The sequence below is a fragment of the Streptomyces sp. NPDC006326 genome, assembly GCF_040612915.1.
In the GTDB taxonomy this organism is placed as follows: domain Bacteria; phylum Actinomycetota; class Actinomycetes; order Streptomycetales; family Streptomycetaceae; genus Streptomyces.
In genome coordinates this window covers 14,442-35,482 of record NZ_JBEXRC010000056.1, presented here as the reverse complement: position 1 = coordinate 35,482, position 21,041 = coordinate 14,442, and the positions used below count along the sequence as shown (strand labels likewise).

Annotated in this window: 16 protein-coding genes; 12 read left to right on the top strand and 4 right to left on the bottom strand. The window is 73.1% G+C overall.

The window, feature by feature from the left end:
* Nucleotides 1-170: 170 nt before the first annotated feature.
* The 4 genes from ABZ128_RS31110 to ABZ128_RS31095 all read right to left on the bottom strand — a co-directional run bounded on the left by ABZ128_RS31110 (nucleotide 171) and on the right by ABZ128_RS31095 (nucleotide 5,659).
* On the bottom strand, nucleotides 171-2,597 hold the full coding sequence (locus ABZ128_RS31110) for a transglutaminaseTgpA domain-containing protein (protein WP_356852674.1): 2,427 nt from the start codon (nucleotides 2,595-2,597) through the stop codon (nucleotides 171-173).
* Entirely contained in the window at nucleotides 2,594-3,961 is a 1,368-nt protein-coding gene (locus ABZ128_RS31105) for a DUF58 domain-containing protein (RefSeq protein ID WP_356852672.1), read from the bottom strand. The genes ABZ128_RS31110 and ABZ128_RS31105 overlap by 4 nt, the downstream gene beginning before the upstream one ends.
* Nucleotides 3,961-4,971, bottom strand: coding sequence for a MoxR family ATPase (locus tag ABZ128_RS31100; protein ID WP_356852670.1), 1,011 nt, complete (start codon nucleotides 4,969-4,971; stop codon nucleotides 3,961-3,963). The genes ABZ128_RS31105 and ABZ128_RS31100 overlap by 1 nt, the downstream gene beginning before the upstream one ends.
* Nucleotides 4,972-5,107: 136 nt before the next feature.
* Nucleotides 5,108-5,659: a carbonic anhydrase gene (locus ABZ128_RS31095; RefSeq protein WP_356852669.1), complete on the bottom strand. Its 552-nt coding sequence runs from the start codon at nucleotides 5,657-5,659 to the stop codon at nucleotides 5,108-5,110.
* A gap of 311 nt (nucleotides 5,660-5,970) precedes the next feature.
* Between ABZ128_RS31095 and rsmH the strand changes: the two genes are divergently transcribed.
* The 12 genes from rsmH (at nucleotide 5,971) to pgeF (ending at nucleotide 21,039) form a co-directional block, all read left to right on the top strand.
* The gene (gene rsmH / locus ABZ128_RS31090; RefSeq protein ID WP_356852668.1) at nucleotides 5,971-6,930 is read left to right on the top strand and encodes a 16S rRNA (cytosine(1402)-N(4))-methyltransferase RsmH; all 960 of its coding nucleotides are present in this window, start codon (nucleotides 5,971-5,973) and stop codon (nucleotides 6,928-6,930) included.
* Nucleotides 6,927-7,460: a hypothetical protein gene (locus tag ABZ128_RS31085; protein WP_356852666.1), complete on the top strand. Its 534-nt coding sequence runs from the start codon at nucleotides 6,927-6,929 to the stop codon at nucleotides 7,458-7,460. The genes rsmH and ABZ128_RS31085 overlap by 4 nt, the downstream gene beginning before the upstream one ends.
* Before the next feature lie 222 nt (nucleotides 7,461-7,682).
* Nucleotides 7,683-9,677 carry a penicillin-binding protein 2 gene (locus tag ABZ128_RS31080; protein ID WP_356852664.1) on the top strand — a complete coding sequence of 665 codons (1,995 nt, stop codon included), beginning with the start codon at nucleotides 7,683-7,685 and terminating at the stop codon, nucleotides 9,675-9,677.
* A gap of 45 nt (nucleotides 9,678-9,722) precedes the next feature.
* A complete protein-coding gene (locus ABZ128_RS31075; RefSeq protein ID WP_356852662.1) occupies nucleotides 9,723-11,438 on the top strand; it encodes a UDP-N-acetylmuramoyl-L-alanyl-D-glutamate--2,6-diaminopimelate ligase in 1,716 nt (571 codons plus the stop codon).
* Nucleotides 11,439-12,857 carry a UDP-N-acetylmuramoyl-tripeptide--D-alanyl-D-alanine ligase gene (gene murF, locus ABZ128_RS31070; protein WP_356852660.1) on the top strand — a complete coding sequence of 473 codons (1,419 nt, stop codon included), beginning with the start codon at nucleotides 11,439-11,441 and terminating at the stop codon, nucleotides 12,855-12,857.
* Entirely contained in the window at nucleotides 12,854-13,924 is a 1,071-nt protein-coding gene (gene mraY / locus ABZ128_RS31065) for a phospho-N-acetylmuramoyl-pentapeptide-transferase (RefSeq protein ID WP_356852658.1), read from the top strand. Before murF ends, mraY begins: the two co-directional genes overlap by 4 nt.
* Complete coding sequence (gene murD / locus ABZ128_RS31060; protein ID WP_356852656.1) at nucleotides 13,906-15,333, top strand: UDP-N-acetylmuramoyl-L-alanine--D-glutamate ligase; 1,428 nt, start codon at nucleotides 13,906-13,908, stop codon at nucleotides 15,331-15,333. The genes mraY and murD overlap by 19 nt, the downstream gene beginning before the upstream one ends.
* Before the next feature lie 72 nt (nucleotides 15,334-15,405).
* Nucleotides 15,406-16,830: a putative lipid II flippase FtsW gene (gene ftsW, locus ABZ128_RS31055; protein ID WP_356852654.1), complete on the top strand. Its 1,425-nt coding sequence runs from the start codon at nucleotides 15,406-15,408 to the stop codon at nucleotides 16,828-16,830.
* A 6-nt stretch (nucleotides 16,831-16,836) separates the two neighbouring features.
* Complete coding sequence (gene murG, locus ABZ128_RS31050) at nucleotides 16,837-17,931, top strand: undecaprenyldiphospho-muramoylpentapeptide beta-N-acetylglucosaminyltransferase (RefSeq protein WP_356852652.1); 1,095 nt, start codon at nucleotides 16,837-16,839, stop codon at nucleotides 17,929-17,931.
* 190 nt (nucleotides 17,932-18,121) lie between these two features.
* A complete protein-coding gene (locus tag ABZ128_RS31045) occupies nucleotides 18,122-18,823 on the top strand; it encodes an FtsQ-type POTRA domain-containing protein (RefSeq protein WP_356852697.1) in 702 nt (233 codons plus the stop codon).
* Nucleotides 18,824-19,102: 279 nt separating this feature from the next.
* Entirely contained in the window at nucleotides 19,103-20,311 is a 1,209-nt protein-coding gene (gene ftsZ / locus ABZ128_RS31040) for a cell division protein FtsZ (protein ID WP_356852651.1), read from the top strand.
* The gene (gene pgeF, locus ABZ128_RS31035; RefSeq protein ID WP_356852649.1) at nucleotides 20,308-21,039 is read left to right on the top strand and encodes a peptidoglycan editing factor PgeF; all 732 of its coding nucleotides are present in this window, start codon (nucleotides 20,308-20,310) and stop codon (nucleotides 21,037-21,039) included. Before ftsZ ends, pgeF begins: the two co-directional genes overlap by 4 nt.
* The last annotated feature ends 2 nt before the right edge of the window (nucleotides 21,040-21,041 follow it).

Below are 21,041 nucleotides of genomic sequence, written 5' to 3'. Positions count from 1 at the left end.
TCCGGACCGCCGACACGGGGCGGCCGGTGCGGGCCGGGGCCTCCTCCGTGACGCAGGACGCGGACGCGGCGGGGCTCGGGGGGATCGAGCCTCGCCGCGTCCGCGCGTCCGCACACCGGCCGTCGGCCGGCCGCGGCCAGGGCGGCCGGACCACCGAGCGCCGAACGCCCCTAGCCGCGGCCGCGGACGGGGATGCGGGCCCGGGTCCGGGCCGCCAGGGCCGCGGTGCGGGCCGTCAGGGACGACCAGCGTGCCGCTGCCGCCCACTGGAGCCGGACCGCCGAGCGCGGCAGGAGCAGGGCCCGCAGGCGGGCGCCGCGGCCGAGCCCGGCCAGCAGCGCGGCGCGGGCCAGCAGGACGTCGGCGGCCAGGGACTCGCAGGCGGCCTCCGCGCCCGGCGGGGCGTACAGCGCCCGCTCGACCGCCCCGGCGACCCGGTGCACGGCCTGCGCCGCCTCCTGGTCGAGCCGTCCCAGCACGACGATCCGCCCTGCCGCCCGCCGCGGCGACAACGCCTCGTCGGGCGGGATGCCCGCGTCCCAGGCCGCGTCGCCCAGCTCCCGCCAGGCCGGCAGCACCGTCCCGGCCGCGAGCCGCCGGCTGCGCACCCGGGTACGCCACAGCAGCGGCAGCAGCGGCAGGCCCAGGACCGCCAGCACCCCGGCCGTCCACGCCAGGACGGAGCCGGCCGAAGGCCCGTCACCGCCGGAGCCGGCGTTCTGGTGCGGGGCCGCGCCCCCGCACTCGCCGAGCTTCTTCAGCTCCGGCGGGCACGCGTCGGCGTTCGACGGAGCCGTCGACGGCTGGGCCGCGCTCGACGAGGGCAGCGGAGCGGGGGCCGAGGGCTGGGCGGCCGGCGCCCGGGGCCGGGAGTAGTCCGGCACCGTGATGCCCTGGCGCGGCGTCGGCTCGAACCGGGTCCAGCCCACGCCCTCGAAGTACAGCTCCGGCCAGGCGTGCGCATCACGCATCGACACGTTCACGCTGCCGTCCGACTGCTTCTCGCCCGGGGTGAACCCGACGGCCACCCGCGCCGGGATCCCCAGCGAGCGCGACATCGCCGCCATGGAGAAAGCGAAGTGGATGCAGAAGCCCTCCTTGTCCGCCAGGAAGCGGGCGATGGCCTCCGGCCCCGTACCCGAGGCGACCTTCGTGTCGTAGCGGAAGCCGCCGTTCACGGCGAAGAAGTCCTGCAGCTTCACCGCGCGCGTGTAGTCGTCCTTCGCGCCCTTGGTCACCTGGCGGGCCGTGTCCCCGACGACCGCCGGCAGGTTGCCCGGCAGCTTCGTGTACTCGGCCCGGATCCCCGGGTTCGCCTCCGGCGCCGCCTGGAGCTCCACCGCCGTCGGCTGCAGCAGCAGGCTCCGTACGGTGTACATGGCGCCCTGGACGTTCTGGAACCGGTCCTTGCCCAGCTGGTCGCCGACCAGGGTCCGCCCCGCCGGCTCGAAGCGCCACTTCCCGGGGATGTCCACGCCCATCGCGGGGTACGGCATCGGCAGGTAGCGCTGCGCGTACGTGTCCGCCGCCGAGATGCTCGTACGGACCTCGACCGCGTCGGCCCGGACCTGGTCGCTCAGCCCCGGCGGCTTGGGCAGCTGCTCCGGGACGTCCGTCAGGGTCCGCCCGGAGGCCTCCCACTTGACGCCGTTGAACTCGTCCAGCGCGAGGATGCGCAGGTACTGCTCGCCGAGCTGCGGGCTGTCCGTCCGGTACTTGAGCACCACCCGGTTGTCCTGGGCGTTGAGGCTGCCCTGGAGGGAGACCAGCGGGTTGACCGCCGAGATCGTGCCGCCCGTACCGCTGCCGCCGCCCGTGGAATCGCCGGCCGCGCCGAGCAGTCCGCCGCCGAGCGCGGGCAGCCCGGCGGGGACCACCAGCGCGATGCCCAGCGCCACCGCGCCGATCCGCCGGCCGGTGCGCACGGGGGACACCGCCTGGCCCGGGCCCGGACCGCCGCCCCCGTAGCCGGAGGCCGCCGAGACCCGCCCGGCCGGGGCGCCGCCGAAGACGCGGCCCCACTGGGCCAGCCGGTCCCGGCCCTCGGCGAGCAGCAGCAACAGGTAGCCGCCGCCCGCCAGCAGGAAGGACACCCACGAGGCTCCGGCTCCGCTGGAGAGCCCCGCCGCCACCGAGTACAGCGCGAGGAGCGGCAGCCCGGCCGCGGCAGCCGTCCGCACGGTCACCGCCAGCAGGTCCACCAGCAGCCCGATCAGCAGCACCCCGGCCAGCAGCAGCAGCCGGATGCCGTCCGTCAGCGGCGCCGGGATCGCGAACTCGCCCACGTCCGAGACCCCGCGCCGGAACAGCGCCCCGAAGTCCGTCACCAGGTAGGCCACCGGCCCGGTCCCGGTGGACTCGCCCTTGCCCGCGAACAGGAACGCGAGCACCAGCAGCGACACCAGGGCCTGGCCGGCCACCGTCAGCGGGCGCGCCAGCGGCACCCGACGGCCCGCCGCACCCACCCCGCTCTGCACCGCCAGCAGCAGCGCAGCCTGGAGCAGCCAGCCGGCCGAGTCCACCAGCGCGACCAGCGACCAGGAGGTGAGCAGGGTGGCCAGCACCGCGAACAGCGTCAATCGAGCGCGCCCGCTCATCCCCGACCTCCGGAAGGTCCCGTGCCGAGCGGAGCGTTCCCGGCCTGCCGCCACAGCTCCCCGAAGGCCACCCCGGGCGGGGCCGCCAGCGCCGTCCAGCCCGCGTCGCGGAGCCGGTGCAGCCGCTCCTCCGCCCGCGAGGGCCGCCCGGCCCAGAGCGCCGGGTCCAGGAGGAAGGCGACCGCCGCCCCGCTGAGGCGGCGCATCCTGGCCGCCATGTCCGCCTGTGCGTCGTCCAGCTCCCCGAGGAAGGCGATCAGCAGTCCGTCGCCGCCGCCCGGGCCGAACCCGCCGTCACCGCCGCCGCCCGAGCGCACGGCGTCGTACGCCCGCGAGAGGCCGGCGCCCTCGGAGTGCCCGACGACGGCGAGGGCGTCCATCATCAGCCCGGCCGCCTCCGCGGACTCCTGCCCGCCGGAGGAGAAGCCTTTGCCGCCGGCGCCCGGCACCGCGTTGCCGGTGTCCGTCAGCAGCCGCACCGAGAAGCCCTGCTCCAGCAGGTGCAGCACGACGGAGGCGGCCCCCGAGACGGCCCACTCGAAGGCGGAGTCCGGGCCGGCGCCCTCGAAGGCGGTGCCACGGGTGTCCAGCAGGACGGTGGCCTTGCTGCGCTGCGGCTGCTCCTCGCGGCGCACCATCAGCTCGCCGTAGCGGGCCGTGGAGCGCCAGTGCACCCGGCGCAGGTCGTCGCCGCGCCGGTAGGTGCGCGGGATGACGTCGTCGTCGCCGGCCAGGGCCAGGGAGCGGCGGCTGCCGTCGCCGTAGCCGGCGGTCTCGCCGGTGAGCCGGACCGCGGGCAGGGCCTCGGTGCGGGGGACGACGGTGAGGGTGTCGTAGGTGCTGAACGAGCGGGTCAGCTCCACCAGCCCGAAGGGGTCGGTCAGCCGCAGCTGGAGCGGGCCCAGCGGGTAGCGGCCGCGCAGGTCGGAGCGGACCCGGTAGGACACCTCGCGCCGGCCGCCCGGCTCGACCCGGTCCAGGACGAAGCGGGGCCGGGGGCCCAGCACGTACGGCACCCGGTCCTGGAGCATCAGCAGCCCGGTGGGCATCCGGGAGGTGTTGTCCATGCGCAGCTGCACCCGCGCCTCGGCGCCCGCCGCCACCCGCATCGGGGTCAGCCGGCGGCTGCCGGCGACCCGGTGGCGGGTGCGGTGCAGGGCGAGGACGCAGATCAGCGGCAGTGCGGCGAGCAGCAGTCCGACCCGGAGCAGCTCGCCCTGGCCGAGGACGTACGCGCACAGGGCGGCGGCGACCCCGGCGGCCAGGAAGGACCGGCCGCGGGTGGTCAGGCCCGACAGCGAGGCGCGCAGTCCGGCGCCGCCCTGGCTCCCGCCGCCGGCGCCGCGCGGGGCACCGGCGCTCATCAGAAGCCCCGGACGCCCGCGCCGGGCGGCATCTCGCCGCGGACGTGCGCGGCCGGGACGGGGGTGCGCTGGAGGATGTCGTGGACGACCTGCTCGGCGCTGCGCCGGTTCAGCTGGGCCTGCGCGGTGGGCAGCAGCCGGTGCGCGAGAACGGGGGCGGCCAGCGCCTGCACGTCGTCGGGCAGGACGTACTCGCGGCCGGACAGGGCGGCCGAGGCCTTCACGGCGCGCAGCAGGTGCAGAGTGGCGCGCGGCGAGGCGCCCAGGCGCAGGTCGGGGTGGCTGCGGGTGGCGGAGACCAGGTCGACGACGTAGCGGCGGACCGGCTCGGCGACGTACACCTCGCGTACGGCCTCTATGAGCTTGGTGATGTCGTGGGCGTGCGCGACGGCCTGGAGGTCGTCGAGGGGCGAGAGCCCGCCGTGGACGTCCAGCATCTGGAGCTCGGCCTCGGGGCTCGGGTACCCGACGGAGACGCGGGCCATGAAGCGGTCGCGCTGGGCCTCGGGGAGCGGGTAGGTGCCCTCCATCTCCACGGGGTTCTGGGTGGCGACCACCATGAAGGGGCTCGGCAGCGCGTAGGTGGTTCCGTCGATGGTGACCTGGCGCTCCTCCATGGACTCCAGCAGCGCGGACTGGGTCTTGGGCGAGGCGCGGTTGATCTCGTCGCCGATGACGATCTGGGCGAAGATCGCGCCGGGCTTGAACTCGAACTCGCGGCGCTGCTGGTCGTAGATGCTGACGCCGGTGATGTCGGAGGGCAGCAGGTCCGGTGTGAACTGGATGCGCTGGACCGAGCAGTCGATGGACTTGGCGAGGGTCTTGGCGAGCATGGTCTTGCCGACGCCGGGCACGTCCTCGATGAGCAGGTGCCCCTCGGCGAGGAGCACGGTCAGCGCGAGGCGTACGACCTCGGGCTTGCCCTCGATGACGGTCTCGACCGAGCGGCGCACCCGCTCGGCCGTGCTCGTCAGATCCGCGAGGCTCGCTCGGTCGTCATACGTCGTCACCTGGTTCTCCTCGGCCCTTTCCGCAGGGCCGACGCCCTTGGCGTACTCCGGCCCCAACCCCGACACGGACGCCGGCCCGGAGGGTTTCCGGGCGGCGTCTTCCCGCATTCTTGACGGCGTTACGGCGCTGTGTCACTCACGAGGCGGGATCGATCTCCCGCAGGAGCCCGGTGTGCACGTCGAAGACGAAGCCTCGCACATCGTCGCGGTGGGGGAGGAAGGGGTTCGTCCGGACCCGCTGCATGGACTGGCGGACGTCCTGGTCCACGTCACGGAAGGCCTCGACGGCCCAGGCGGGACGCTGGCCGACCTCGTCCTCCAGCTCGTGCCGGAAGTCCTCGGTCAGGCTTTCGAGGCCGCAGCCGGTGTGGTGGATCAGTATCACCGTCCGCGTGCCGAGGGCGCGCTGGCTGATGGTGAGGGAACGGATGGTGTCGTCGGTGACCACGCCGCCGGCGTTGCGGATGGTGTGGCAGTCGCCGAGTTCGAGGCCGAGGGCCTTGTGCAGGTCGAGGCGGGCGTCCATGCACGCCACCACGGCCACCTGCAGGACGGGGCGGGCGTCCATGCCGGGATCCTGGAACTTCTCGGCGTACCGCCGGTTCGCCGCCACCAGCCGGTCCGTGACGGAGCCGCCGCTGGGTGCCTGGGGGGTGGACTCGGTGGGCAGGGATGCGGAAGTCGTCATGCCTAAGACGTTAGTGGTCACGGCTGGTAAAGGCATGGAGTGAGGGTGGACAAAGAACGTCAACCTGCCTTGTTGTGAGCTAACCCACAGAGGTGAGAGGGAGGCGGCCATCCGGGTGGTTCGCGGCTTTCGGGGGTTCCGTACGACAGGGGCGCACGGCGCGCGGGGTGGTTCGTTGATCACGGCGACCGTTGCACTAAAGTGGCGCGAACCGGCCGGAGCCCGGCCCTCACCGGCCGACCGGCCCCCTGGTAACACTCCGCGTGCGCGGCGCGGCGTATGCCTGCCGCGCCGTTATCTGAGAGGGCGCTTTGACTAGCGAGTCCCGACATGTCCCGGTGATGCTCCAGCGGTGCCTGGACCTGTTGGCCCCGGCGCTGGAGGGGCCGGGGGCCGTCGTCGTCGACTGCACCCTCGGCCTCGGCGGCCACAGCGAGGCCCTGCTGACCCGGTTCCCCGAGGCGCGCCTAATCGGCCTCGACCGCGACAAGGAGGCGCTGCGGCTGTCCGGGGAGCGCCTCGCGCCCTTCGGCGACCGCGCCACCCTCGTCCACGCCGTCTACGACGAGCTGCCGGACGTACTGGACCGGCTCGGCCTGCCCACCGTGCAGGGCATCCTCTTCGACCTCGGCGTCTCCTCCATGCAGCTGGACGAGGCCGACCGCGGCTTCGCGTACGCGAAGGACGCGCCGCTGGACATGCGGATGGACCAGACGACCGGGATGAGCGCCGCCGAGGTGCTCAACACCTACCCGGCGGGCGAGCTCGTACGGATCCTGCGCCAGTACGGCGAGGAGAAGCAGGCCAAGCGGATCGTCTCGGCGATCGTGCGGGAGCGCGAGAAGGAGCCGTTCTCGAACAGCGCGCGACTGGTCGAGCTGATCCGCGACGCCCTGCCGCAGGCGGCGAAGCGCACCGGGGGCAACCCGGCCAAGCGGACCTTCCAGGCCCTGCGCATCGAGGTCAACGGAGAGCTGTCGGTCCTGGAGCGGGCCATTCCGGCGGCCGTGGACCGGATCGCGGTGGGCGGGAGGATCGCGGTCCTGTCGTACCACTCGCTGGAGGACCGCCTCGTCAAGCAGGTCTTCGCGGCGGGTGCCGCGTCGACGGCCCCGCCGGGGCTGCCGGTGGTGCCGGAGAAGTACCAGCCGAAGCTGAAGCTGCTCACCCGGGGCGCGGAGCTGCCCACGGAGGAGGAGATCGCCGAGAACCGGCGGGCCGCACCGGCCCGCTTCCGCGGGGTCGAGCGCATCCGGGAGGCGCGACTGTGAGCAAAGCCGGGGGACGGCTGCGCAGCCCCTCGGGGCAGGCGGCGCTGACACCGTTCGTCCTGCTGGTAGTGGCGCTGCTCGCCGGCGGGCTGATCAGCCTGCTGCTGCTGAACTCGGCGCTCAACGAGGGCTCCTTCCAGCTGTCCAGGCTGAAGAAGGAGACCACCGCCCTGACGGACGAGGAACAGGCGCTCCAGCGGGACGTGGACGGCTACTCGGCGCCGGACGCACTGCAGCGACGGGCGCAGGAACTGGGCCTGGTCCCCGGGGGCAGCCCGGTCTTCATCGGCCCCGACGGCAAGGTCACGGGCACCGGAGCCCCCGCGGAGGCCCCGCCCGCGCCGTCGGCCCCGCCGGCCGCGCCGAACCCCGCGGCCGTCCCCAGCCTCGCGGGCTCCCCGGCGCCGGCCCCGGCGGGCCCGGACCAGGGCGCGCCCCCGGCCGGCGCTCCCGGCGCCCCCGGCTCCTCCCAGGGCGGCCAGCCCCAGCCGGGCGGAGCCCCTCAGCCCAACCCGACCCCCGGAAGGTGACGTCGTGACGCGGACCCTCCCCCAGCCACCGCCGGGGGCCACCCCGGCGGGACCTTCCCCCTGCACCGGATCCTCCGTCCCCGCCCCGCTGCCCGCCCCTCCCCGGCCCCACGGCCGGCAGCCCTTCTCCCTCCCCCGGAAGGCGTCGGGAAGCGCCCCCCACCCGGCCGGCGCGGCCGGGCCGGGCGCCGTCGACCGGGTGCTCGTGCGGGCGGTGGGCGCATGAGCCCGCGGGTGCCCGGGCCCGGGAGGGCGCGGCCCGGCGGCGGCGAGCGGGCGCGGGCGAACTCGCGCCCCGCGACCCGCAGGCCCGCCCCCGCGAGGCAGGCCCACACCATCCGCCTCGGCAGCCCCAAGCCCCGGCTGCGCCTGGTGAGCGTCGGGCTGACCCTCGTCATGCTGGCCTTCGTCGTACGGCTGCTCCAGGTCCAGGCCGTCGATGCCTCCGCCTACTCCGCCAAGGCCTCCGAGAACCGCTTCACCAGCTACACCCTGGCCGCCGAGCGCGGGGAGATCACCGACCGCAAGGGCGTCGCCCTCGCCACCAGCGTCGACGCGTACGACATCACCGCCGACCCCAAGATGTTCACCCCGCAGGACAGCAAGGCCCCTGACGCCCCCGAGCAGGCCGCCGCCCTCCTCGCGCCGATCCTCGGCAAGGACGCCCAAGAGCTCACCGGGCTGCTCAAGACCAAGAACACCCGCTACGTCGTCCTGGCCCGCCGCCAGACCCCCCAGGTCTGGAACCAGATCAAGGACCTCAAGCGGGTCTTCGCCGACAAGGCCGCCGCCGACAAGAAGAACAACGGCCCCGGCGCGAACGTCCTCGCCGGCGTGTTCAACGAGGACAGCAGCAAGCGCGTGTACCCCGGCGGGGACCTGGCCGCCGGGATACTGGGCTACGTCAACGCCGAGGGCAAGGGCGCCGGCGGCCTGGAGTCCGCCCTGGACAAGAAGCTGGCCGGCAAGGACGGGGCGATCACCTACGCCCAGTCCGGCGGCCGCCGCGTGCCCACCGCCGGGTCCAGCGAGAAGCCCGCCGTGCCCGGCGACGACATCGAGCTCACCATCGACCGCGACATCCAGTGGGCGGCGCAGAGCGCCATCACCGAGCAGGTCCAGAAGTCCGAGGCCGACCGCGGCTACGTCATCGTCCAGGACACCCGCACCGGCGAGGTGCTGGCGATGGCCAACGCCCCCGGCTTCGACCCCAACGACCTCGGCCGCGCCCGCTCCGCCGCCATGGGCAACGCCGCGCTCCAGGACGTGTACGAGCCCGGCTCCACCGCCAAGGTCATGTCGATGGCCGCCGTACTGGAGGAGAAGAAGGCCACCCCCGAGACCCACGTCGAGGTCCCCAACCGCCTCCACCGCGGCGACCGGCTGTTCAAGGACGACATCGACCACCCGACCTGGTACCTCACCCTCAACGGGGTCCTCGCCAAGTCCTCCAACATCGGCACCATCCTGGCCACCGGCCAGCTCGGCGCCACCCAGCCCGAGGCCAACCGGGTCCTGTACTCGTACCTGACCAGGTTCGGCATCGGCCGCCCCACCGGCCTGAACTACCCCGGCGAGTCCCGCGGCATCCTCGCCCGGCCCGAGGACTGGTCCACCTCCCAGCAGTACACGATCCCTTTCGGCCAGGGACTCTCCCTCAACGCCATGCAGGCGGCCTCCGTGTACTCGACCATCGCCAACGGCGGGGTCCGCATCACCCCGACCCTGATCCGCGGCACCAAGGGCCCCGACGGCCGCTTCACCCCGGCGCCGGCCCCCGAGCAGACCCGCGTGATCAGCAAGGAGACCGCCAAGACGCTGTCCGAGATGCTCGAATCCGTGGTCGACGACCAGGACGGCACCGGCACCAAGGCCCGGATCCCCGGCTACCGGGTCGGCGGCAAGACGGGTACCTCCAACCGGGTGGATCCGGCCACCGGCCGCTACAAGGGCTACACCGCCTCCTTCGCCGGGTTCGCGCCCGCCGACAACCCCCGCATCACCGTCTACTGCGCCATCCAGAACCCCACCAAGGGCAGCTACTTCGGCGGCCAGATCTGCGGCCCCATCTACAAGAAGGTCATGGAGTTCGCGCTCAAGACCCTCCAGGTCGCCCCCACCGGAACCGCCCCCGCAGGGCTTCCCGTCACCTTCGACGCCGGACCGCAGCAGGCCCCGCCACCCGCTCAGCAGACCAGCCCCCAGCCCGGCCGGTGACCCGGCAGCCCGGCCGGCCCGCCAGAAACACGTGAGGCACCACCAGTGACAACGATCACCCCGGAACCCGGGAACCAGTCCGCCACCGGCTCCCCGGCCGGGCCCTCACTTCGCGACCGGCCCGCCGCGCCCGGTACGCTCACCGCCGTGCCCCACGCTGATCAGCCCAGAACCACCCAGAAAGACGCCCCGGCAGCGCCGCCGGGAGCGCCCCGGCCCACGGCCGTCCGCCCGACCCCGCTCGCCGGGCTGGCCACCCTGCTGGGTGTCCCCGCACCGGACGCGCCGGAGCTGCCGCAGATCACCGGCATCACGCACGACTCCCGCGCCGTGCGCCCCGGCGACCTCTACGCGGCCCTGCCCGGGGCCCGGCTGCACGGCGCCGACTTCGCGGCCCAGGCCGCAGCGCAAGGCGCCGCCGCCGTGCTGACCGACCCGAGCGGCGCCGAACGCGCCGCGGCGACCGGCCTGCCGGTGCTCGCCGTCGCCGACCCGCGCGGCCGGATGGGGGAGCTCGCCGCCGAGATCTACGGCCACCCGGGCGAAGACCTGCTCCAGATCGGCATCACCGGCACCTCCGGCAAGACCACCACGGCGTACCTCGTCGAGGGCGGCCTGCGCGGAGCCGGACGCAGCACCGGACTCGTCGGCACCGTCGAGATGCGCATCGGCGACGAGCGCATCAAGTCCGAGCGGACCACCCCCGAGGCCACCGACCTCCAGGCGCTCTTCGCGGTCATGCGCGAACGCGGCGTCGAGGCCCTCGCCATGGAGGTCTCCAGCCACGCCCTGGTGCTGGGCCGGGTCGACGGCTGCGTCTTCGACGTCGCGGTCTTCAACAACCTGAGCCCGGAACACATGGAGTTCCACTCGGACATGGAGGACTACTTCCAGGCGAAGGCGCAGCTCTTCACCGAGCGCCGCGCCCGCCTCGGGGTGGTCAACATCGACGACGAGTACGGCCGCCGCCTCGCCAAGGAGGCGACGATCCCGGTCGTCACCTTCTCCGCCGCCGGCGACCCGGCCGCCGACTGGCGCGCCGAGGACGTCGTGTTCGGGCACATGGACTCCACGCTGACCGTGGTCGGCCCGGCCGGGGAGCGGGTACGGGCCACGGCCCCGCTGCCGGGACCGTTCAACGTCGCCAACACCGTCGCCGCGATCACCACCCTCGCCGCCGCCGGCCTCGACCCGCAGACCGCCGCCGACGGGGTCGCCGCGGTCCCCGGGGTGCCCGGCCGGCTGGAACGGGTCGACGCGGGCCAGCCGTACCTCGCCGTCGTCGACTACGCGCACAAGACCGACGCCGTCGAATCGGTGCTGCGCGCCCTGCGCGAAGTCACCACCGGCAAGCTCCACATCGTGCTCGGCTGCGGCGGCGACCGCGACACCACCAAGCGCGGCCCGATGGGCGCCGCCGCCGCCCGCTTCGCCGACACCGCCGTCCTGACCTCCGACAACCCGCGCTCCGAGGACCCCCTGGCAATCCTCGCCGCGATGTTCGAGGGGGCCGTGTCCGTACCGCCCGCCGAGCGGGGCACCGTCCTCGTCGACGCCGACCGGGCCGCGGCCATCGCCGCCGCCGTCGCGCGCGCCGAGCCCGGCGACACCGTGCTGGTGGCGGGCAAGGGCCACGAGCAGGGCCAGGACACCGCGGGCGTCGTACGGCCCTTCGACGACCGCGCGGTGCTCCGCGCGGCGATCGAGGCCGCCCGGCCCCGCGACCCGCAAGCGCACGCCCGACAGGCCGAGGTGAACTAAGTGATCCCCCTCTCGCTCGCCGAGATCGCCGACATCACCGGCGGGCAGCTGACCGGCATACCGGATCCGTCCGTCCGGGTCACCGGCCCCGTCGTGTTCGACTCCCGCGAGGTGGAGGCCGGCAGCCTGTTCGCCGCCTTCGTCGGCGAACGGGTCGACGGCCACGACTTCGCCGAGCGCGCGGTCGCCGCGGGCGCCGTCGCCGTCCTGGCCACCCGACCGGTGGGCGTGCCGGCCGTCGTCGTCCCCGATGTCGTCGCCGCGCTGGGAGCGCTGGCCGGCGCCGTCGTCGCCCGTATCGGCACCGACGTGGTGGCGCTGACCGGCTCGGCCGGAAAGACCTCCACCAAGGACCTCATCGCCCAGGTCCTCCAGCACCACGCACCGACCGTGTGGACGCCGGGGAACCTCAACAACGAGATCGGACTGCCGATCACGACGCTGCGCGCCACCGAGGAGACCCGGCACCTGGTGCTGGAGATGGGCGCCCGCGGCATCGGCCACATCCGCTACCTCACCGGGCTCACCCCGCCCCGCATCGGCCTGGTGCTGAACGTCGGCACCGCCCACATCGGCGAGTTCGGCGGCCGCGAGGCCATCGCCCTGGCCAAGGGCGAGCTGGTCGAGGCCCTGCCGGCCGAGGCCGAGGGCGGCGTCGCCGTCCTCAACGCCGACGACCCCCTCGTCCGCGCCATGTCGGCGCGCACCAAGGCCCGCACCGTGCTGTTCGGCGAGGCGGAGGACGCCGACGTCCGGGCGACGGAAGTCCGGATGACGCCCCAGGGACAGCCCTCCTTCACACTCCACACACCGACCGGGTGCAGCGACGTGACCTTGCGGCTGTACGGTGAGCACCACGTGTCGAACGCGCTTGCCGCGGCCGCCGTCGCCCATGTGCTGGGCATGTCCGCCCAGGAGATCGCCACCGCGCTCTCCGGGGCGGGCACGCTGTCCCGCTGGCGGATGGAGGTCACCGAACGCGCGGACGGCGTGACGATCGTCAACGACGCCTACAACGCGAATCCCGAGTCCATGCGGGCCGCTCTGCGCGCACTTGCCGCGATGGGCGGTGCCGCCCAGGCACGCGGGGGGCGCACGTGGGCGGTGCTCGGTCCCATGGCCGAGCTCGGTGACGACTCGCTCGCCGAGCACGACGCGGTGGGGCGGCTTGTCGTCCGGCTCAACGTGAGCAAGCTGGTCGCAGTCGGGGGCAGGGAAGCGTCCTGGCTGCAACTGGGCGCATATAACGAGGGTTCGTGGGGTGAGGAGTCGGTGGTCGTGTCCGACGCGCAGGCGGCGATCGACCTGTTGCGCAGTGAACTGCGCCCGGGGGACGTCGTGCTGGTGAAGGCTTCCAGGTCGGCCGGTCTGGAGCGGGTCGCACAGGCCCTGCTCGAAGGCGAGGTCGCCGACCGATGAGGCAGATCCTCTTCGCCGGTGTCATCGGCATGTTCCTGACCGTGGTCGGCACTCCGCTGCTGATCAAGCTGCTGGCCCGCAAGGGCTACGGCCAGTTCATCCGCGACGACGGCCCGCGCGGCCACGCCGGCAAGAAGGGCACGCCCACCATGGGCGGCATCTCCTTCATCCTGGCCACGCTCATCGCGTACGCCCTGACGAAGGTGATCACGGGCAGCCAGCCCACGTTCTCCGGCGTGCTGGTGCTCTTCCTGATGGCCGGCATGGGCCTCGTCGGCTACCTCGACGACTACATCAAGATCGTCAAGCGCCGCTCGCTCGGTCTGCGGGCCAAGGCCAAGATGGCCGGGCAGCTGATCGTCGGCATCGCCTTCGCGGTGCTCGCGCTCCAGTTCAAGGACATCCGCGGCAACGCCCCGGCCTCCACCAAGCTGTCGTTCGTCACGGACTTCGGCTGGTCGATCGGCCCGGTGCTGTTCGTGGTCTGGGCGCTGTTCATGATCCTCGCGATGTCGAACGGCGTGAACCTGACCGACGGCCTCGACGGTCTGGCCACCGGTGCCGCCGTGATGGTCTTCGGCGCCTACACCTTCATCGGCGTCTGGCAGTTCCAGGAGTCCTGCGCCAACGCGCAGACCCTGACCAACCCCAACGCCTGCTTCGAGGTGCGCGACCCGCTGGACCTCGCGATCGTCGCGTCCGCCCTCATGGGCGCCTGCTTCGGCTTCCTGTGGTGGAACACCTCGCCCGCCAAGATCTTCATGGGTGACACCGGCTCGCTGGCCCTCGGCGGCGCCCTCGCCGGCCTGGCGATCTGCTCCCGCACGGAGTTCCTGATCGCCCTCCTCGGCGGCCTGTTCGTCCTCATCACCATGTCGGTCGTCATCCAGGTCGGCTCCTTCAAGCTGACCGGCAAGCGCGTCTTCCGGATGGCGCCGCTCCAGCACCACTTCGAACTCAAGGGGTGGTCCGAAGTCCTCGTGGTGGTCCGCTTCTGGATCATCCAGGGCATGTGCGTCATCGTTGGTCTCGGACTCTTCTACGCGGGATGGGCAGCGGACAAGTGACCTCCTGGCAGGGCAAGAACATCACCGTCGCCGGTCTCGGCGTGAGCGGCATCAGCGCCGCCCGCGCCCTGGCCGGCCTCGGCGCTTCGGTGACCGTCGTGGACGGCGGCGACGGCGAGGGCCACCGCGCACGGGCCGCCGAGCTCGGCGCGCTGGGCATCTCCGTACGCCTCGGGGATGCGCAGACCCTGCCCGAGGGCACCGACCTGGTCGTCACCTCGCCGGGCTGGAAGCCCGACAGCCCGCTGTTCGCGGCCGCCGCCGCGGCCGGCGTGGACGTCGTGGGCGACGTCGAGATCGCCTGGCAGCTGCGGGGCGAGGACGCGGCCCCCTGGCTCGCGATCACCGGCACCAACGGCAAGACCACCACCACGCAGATGCTGGCCTCGATCCTGAGGGCGGCCGGTCTGAAGACCGCCGCGGTCGGCAACATCGGCACCCCGATCATCGACGTGGTGCTCGGCGAGGAGCGGTACGACGTACTCGCCGTGGAGCTCTCCAGCTACCAGCTCCACTGGGCGCCGTCGGTGCGCGCCCACTCCGCGGCCGTCCTCAACCTGGCGCCCGACCACCTCGACTGGCACGGCTCGATGGAGGCCTACGCCGCCGACAAGGGCCGGATCTACGAGGGCAACACGGTGGCCTGCGTGTACAACGTGGCCGACCCCGCCACCGAGAAGCTGGTCGAGGACGCCGACGTCGAGGAGGGCTGCCGGGCGATCGGCTTCACCCTCGGCGCCCCCGGGCCCTCCATGGTCGGCGTCGTCGACGGCATCCTCGTCGACCGGGCCTTCGTGGAGAACCGGCAGAAGAACGCCCAGGAGCTCGCCGAGGTCTCCGACGTCAACCCGCCGGCCCCGCACAACATCGCGAACGCGCTCGCCGCGGCCGCGCTGGCCCGGGCCTTCGGCGTCCCGCCGCGCGCGGTCCGCGACGGACTGCGCGACTTCCGGCCCGACGCCCACCGCGTCGCCTTCGTGGACGAGGTCGCCGGGGTCCGTTACGTCGACGACTCCAAGGCCACCAACACCCACGCCGCCGAGGCCTCCCTCGCCGCCTTCGAGCCCGTCGTGTGGATCGCCGGCGGCCTCGCCAAGGGAGCGACCTTCGACGAGCTCGTGCAGAAGTCCGCGAAGCGGCTGCGCGCGGTGGTCCTGATCGGCGCCGACCGGGCGCTGATCGCCGAGGCGCTGGCGCGACACGCCCCCGAGGTCCCGGTCACCGACCTCGACCGGACCGACACTGGGGCGATGCTCGCAGCGGTCCGGGAAGCGGCCCGGCTCGCCGAGCCCGGCGACACGGTCCTGCTGGCACCGGCCTGTGCCTCGATGGACATGTTCGCGAACTACAACGAGCGCGGGGACGCATTCGCCGACGCGGTGCGCGAACTGGCCGCCGGAAAGGCCTAGGTCCGGCAGGAGGTTCCTCCCCGACCGGCCCGCGGGCTGCTCGCCTCGTACGAGTGGAGGGGAAGGTCACACATGCCGGCCAAGCAAGTGCTCCCGGGGCGGCGGCCGTCCGCCGTGAAGACCGCGAAGCCAGCGAAGCCCGCGAAGGCGGCCAGGGCCGCCGGCGCGGTCCGCGCCGTCCGGCCGCAGGGCCGGCGGCGGCCCGTGCCCGGCCTGAAGAGGCCGTCCGGGCGCGGGCCGCTGGACCGGGTGCGGCGGACGCAGCGGCAGCTGCGCAGGGCCTGGGACCGCCCCCTCACCGCGTATTACCTGATTTTCGGCAGCTCCCTGCTCATCACCGTGCTCGGGCTGGTGATGGTCTACTCGGCTTCGATGATCAAAGCCCTCCAGCTGGGCCTGGGAGACGCGTACTTCTTCAAGAAGCAGTTCGTGGCCGCCCTGATCGGTACGGGGCTGCTGCTGGTCGCCTCGCGGATGCCGGTCAAGCTCCACCGGGCGCTCTCCTACCCCGTGCTCGCCGGAACCCTGTTCCTGATGGTCCTGGTCCAGGTCCCCGGGATAGGAGTCGCGATCAACGGCAACCAGAACTGGATCTCCCTGGGCGGTCCGTTCATGCTGCAGCCCAGCGAGTTCGGCAAACTGGCCCTGATCCTGTGGGGGGCCGACCTGCTGGCCCGCAAGGGCGGCAAGGGCCTGCTGAGCCAGTGGAAGCACCTGCTGGTGCCGCTGGTCCCCGTGGCCTTCGTACTGCTCGGGCTGATCATGCTGGGCGGCGACATGGGCACCGCGATGATCCTCGGGGCCATCCTGTTCGGGCTGCTGTGGCTGGCGGGCGCCCCGACGCGGATGTTCGTGGGGGTGCTGGCCGCAGCCGGCGTGGTCGTCGCCCTGCTGATCAAGACGAGCCCGCACCGGATGGACCGGCTCGCCTGCATCGGCGCGACGGATCCGGGCAAGAACGACCTGTGCTGGCAGGCCGTCCACGGAATCTACGCTCTCGCATCGGGCGGATGGTTCGGTTCCGGTTTGGGTGCCAGTGTGGAAAAATGGGGGCAACTGCCCGAAGCCCACACCGACTTCATCTTCGCCATCACCGGGGAGGAACTGGGTCTGGCGGGGACGCTGTCGGTACTCGCCCTGTTCGCGGCTCTAGGCTATGCGGGTATCCGCGTGGCCGGACGCACGGAGGACTCCTTCGTACGCTATGCCGCGGGAGGCGTGACCACCTGGATCACGGCCCAGGCCGTGATCAACATCGGTGCGGTGCTCGGCCTGCTGCCGATCGCCGGTGTCCCGCTCCCGCTGTTCTCGTACGGAGGTTCCGCGCTGCTGCCGACCATGTTCGCGGTCGGACTGCTCATCGCCTTCGCGCGGGAGGAGCCGGCCGCGCGCGCGGCGCTCGCGATGCGCCAGCCGAAGACCGGCTGGAAGCGGACCGGGCAGAGATGGAAGTCGATGAGACGGCGCGTCAAGAGGCGTCCGTCCGGAGAGCGGTGAATTTCGGTGCATGTCGTACTCGCCGGTGGGGGGACCGCCGGCCACATCGAGCCGGCGCTCGCCCTCGCGGACGCCCTGCGCAGGCAGGACCCTTCCGTGGGCATCACCGCCCTCGGCACGGAGCGCGGGCTCGAAACCCGCCTGGTGCCCGAGCGCGGCTATGAACTGGGGCTGATCCCCGCCGTTCCGCTGCCCCGCAAGCCCACCCCCGAGCTCATCACCGTCCCCGGACGGCTGCGCGGCACCATCAAGGCCGCCGAGGAGATCCTGGAGCGCACCAAGGCCGACTGCGTGGTCGGCTTCGGCGGCTACGTGGCGCTGCCCGGCTACCTCGCCGCCAAGCGGCTCGGCGTGCCGATCATCGTCCACGAGGCCAACGCCCGGCCCGGACTGGCCAACAAGATCGGCTCCCGGTACGCGCACGCCGTCGCGGTCTCCACCCCCGACAGCAAGCTGCGCGGGGCCCGCTACGTGGGCATCCCGCTGCGCCGCAGCATCTCCACCCTGGACCGGTCCGCGGCCCGCCCGGAGGCGCGCGCCGCCTTCGGCCTGGACCCCAACCTGCCGACGCTGCTGGTCTCCGGCGGCTCGCAGGGCGCCCGCCGCCTCAACGAGACCATCCAGGCGGTCGCGCCGACCCTCCAGCGCTCCGGGATCCAGATCCTGCACGCGGTCGGCCCGAAGAACGAACTGCCGCGTGTCGACAACATGCCCGGGATGCCGCCCTATGTGCCGGTACCGTACGTGGACCGGATGGATCTCGCGTACGCCGCCGCCGACATGATGCTGTGCCGGGCGGGCGCGATGACCGTCGCCGAACTCTCCGCCGTCGGGCTGCCCGCCGCGTACGTCCCGCTGCCGATCGGCAACGGCGAACAGCGGCTCAACGCCCAGCCGGTGGTCAAGGCCGGCGGCGGCCTGCTCGTCGACGACGCGGAACTGACGCCCGACTGGGTGCTCGGCCAGGTCCTGCCGGTCCTCGCCGACCCGCACCGCCTGTACGAGATGTCCCGCGCCGCCGCCGAGTTCGGCCGACGGGACGCCGACGAGCTGCTGGTCGCGATGGTGTACGAGGCGATCGCCGCCCACAGGAACCGCTAGCGCAGGAGGCACAGGAGTGGCCGGAGCGAAGACCGCACCGCGCGGGAGCCGGGGTTCCGACGGGTCCGACCGGCCCGCCGGCCCCGGCCAGGGCTCCGGCCCCGCGACGTCCCCCAAGTCCCCCAAGAAGCCCCGGGCGGCGCGGACATCCGGCCTGCCGGGCCCCGGCACACGGCGCTTCCTCAGGCGTGTGTGCCGGGGCCCGGTGCTGCTCCCGCTCATCGCGGCGGTCCTCCTCGTGGCGGGCGGGACCTGGGCGCTCTACGGCTCCTCCTGGCTCCGGGTCGAGAAGGTGACCGCCAGCGGAACGCGGGTCCTCACCCCCGCGCAGGTGCTGGCCGCCGCTGCCGTGCCCGTCGGAGCCCCGATGGTGAGCGTGGACACCGACGAGATCGAGAGCCGGGTCCGCGGCAGGCTGCCCCGGGTCGACTCGGTCGACGTGGTGCGGGCCTGGCCGCACGGAATCGGGCTGAAGGTGACGGAGCGCAAACCCGTCCTGCTCATCAAAAAGGGCGCCAACTTCGTGGAAGTGGACGCTTCGGGTGTGCGATTCGACACGGTTGCGAAAGCACCCGGGGGCGTTCCGGTCCTGGAATTGACGGCGGCACAGTCGCCGAGCGGCCGCCGCTTCGACGAGCAGCGGCTGCTGCGCGAGGCGGTGGGCGTCGCCGGCGACCTCCCCGAGGCCGTGGCCAGGGAGACGGCGCAGGTCACGGTGGGCTCGTACGACTCGGTCGTACTGGAGTTGACCCGCGGCCGCACGGTGATGTGGGGCAGCGGCGAACAGGGCGAGGCCAAGGGCCGCGCGCTGACCGCCCTGCTGAAAGCGGCGCCCAAGGCTGACCACTTTGACGTGAGCGTCCCCACCGCCCCTGCGGTGTCCGGGAGTTGACGTCGGCTCGAACGGCGACGCACCCTGGTTGGCCACCGATATGGGTGATCACATAGGGTGAAAAGAAAAACGGGAGGTTCGGCGTGTTCGTTGAACACGCGCTACTTGTCGACTTAGTGTCCTGTTCGGAAGAGTCCAGGGAACAGACACACACTTAACCCTAAACTTCAGGGTTAGGGTTCGGGTCGGCGCGTTCGGACCGTCCCACATTTCGGCATCAGTCGTCGCAACGCAGGCCCGCGAGGCGGCGACACGTAATCGAGGCGAGAGGCCTTCGACGTGGCAGCACCGCAGAACTACCTCGCAGTCATCAAGGTCATCGGTGTCGGCGGCGGTGGTGTCAATGCCATCAACCGAATGATCGAGGTCGGTCTCAAGGGTGTCGAGTTCATCGCCATCAACACGGACGCCCAGGCCCTGTTGATGAGCGACGCCGACGTCAAGCTCGACGTCGGCCGTGAACTCACCCGGGGCCTCGGCGCCGGAGCGAACCCGGCCGTCGGTCGCAAGGCGGCAGAGGACCACCGCGAGGAGATCGAGGAGGTCCTCAAGGGGGCCGACATGGTCTTCGTCACCGCCGGCGAGGGCGGCGGCACCGGCACCGGCGGCGCGCCCGTCGTCGCCAACATCGCCCGCTCGCTGGGCGCCCTGACGATCGGTGTGGTCACCCGCCCGTTCACCTTCGAGGGCCGGCGCCGCGCGAACCAGGCGGAGGACGGCATCGCCGAACTCCGCGAAGAGGTCGACACCCTCATCGTCATCCCCAACGACCGGCTGCTGTCCATCTCGGACCGCCAGGTCAGCGTGCTCGACGCCTTCAAGTCGGCCGACCAGGTCCTGCTCTCCGGCGTGCAGGGCATCACCGACCTCATCACCACCCCGGGTCTGATCAACCTCGACTTCGCCGACGTGAAGTCCGTGATGTCCGAGGCCGGCTCGGCCCTCATGGGCATCGGCTCGGCCCGCGGCGACGACCGCGCGGTGGCCGCCGCCGAGATGGCGATCTCCTCGCCGCTGCTGGAGGCGTCCATCGACGGCGCCCGTGGCGTGCTGCTCTCCATCTCCGGTGGCTCGGACCTCGGCCTCTTCGAGATCAACGAGGCCGCGCAGCTGGTCAGCGAGGCCGCGCACCCCGAGGCGAACATCATCTTCGGTGCCGTCATCGACGACGCGCTCGGCGACGAGGTGCGCGTCACCGTCATCGCCGCCGGGTTCGACGGCGGACAGCCCCCGGCCCGCCGGGACAACGTCATCGGCGCCGCGTCCAGCAAGCGCGAGGAGCCGGCCCCCACCCCGGTCCGCGCCGCCGAGCCGGTCCGCCCCGCCTTCGGCGGCCTGGGTACGGTCACCCCGCGCGAGGACCCGCCGGCCCCGGTCGAAACGGCTCCCGCCGAGGCCGCGGCCCCGGCGCCCGCCCAGGTCCCGACGGCCCGGCCCTACCAGGACAGCCCGGCCGAGGAACTGGACGTCCCGGACTTCTTGAAGTGACGCTGGGGCAGCACATCGAGAGCGGCGCCCACTTCGCCTTCACCGACCGGTGGGGCGGGGTGAGCGCCGTTCCGTACGAGGAGCTCAATCTCGGCGGCGCGGTCGGCGACGACCCCGCCGCCGTCCGCGCGAACCGGGCGATCGCGGCGAAGGCCCTGGGCATCGACCCGGACCAGGTGGTCTGGATGAACCAGGTCCACGGCAAGGACGTGGCGGTGGTCTCCGGTCCCTGGGGGAGCGAGGCCGCGATCCCGTCGGTGGACGCCGTGGTGACCGCCCGGCGGGGGCTGGCCCTCGCGGTGCTCACCGCCGACTGCACCCCGGTCCTGCTGGCCGACCCCGTGGCGGGGGTCGCGGCCGCCGCCCACGCCGGGCGGCCCGGACTGGTCGCCGGAGTGGTGCCCGCCGCGGTGGAGGCGATGGTCTCCCTCGGCGCCGAACCCGGCCGGATCACCGCCCGTACGGGACCCGCGGTCTGCGGGCGCTGCTACGAGGTGCCGGCGCAGATGCGGGACGCCGTCGCCGAGGTGGTTCCGGCGGCCCGCGCCGAGACCAGTTGGGGAACACCGGCGGTCGACGTGGTGGCCGGGGTGCACGCCCAGCTCGCGGAGGCGGGGGTGGTGAACCGGCACCGTTCGGCGGTCTGCACACTGGAGTCGCGGGACCACTACTCGTACCGCCGCGACCGGGTGACCGGGCGGCTCGCCGGATATGTCTGGTTGGACTGAGG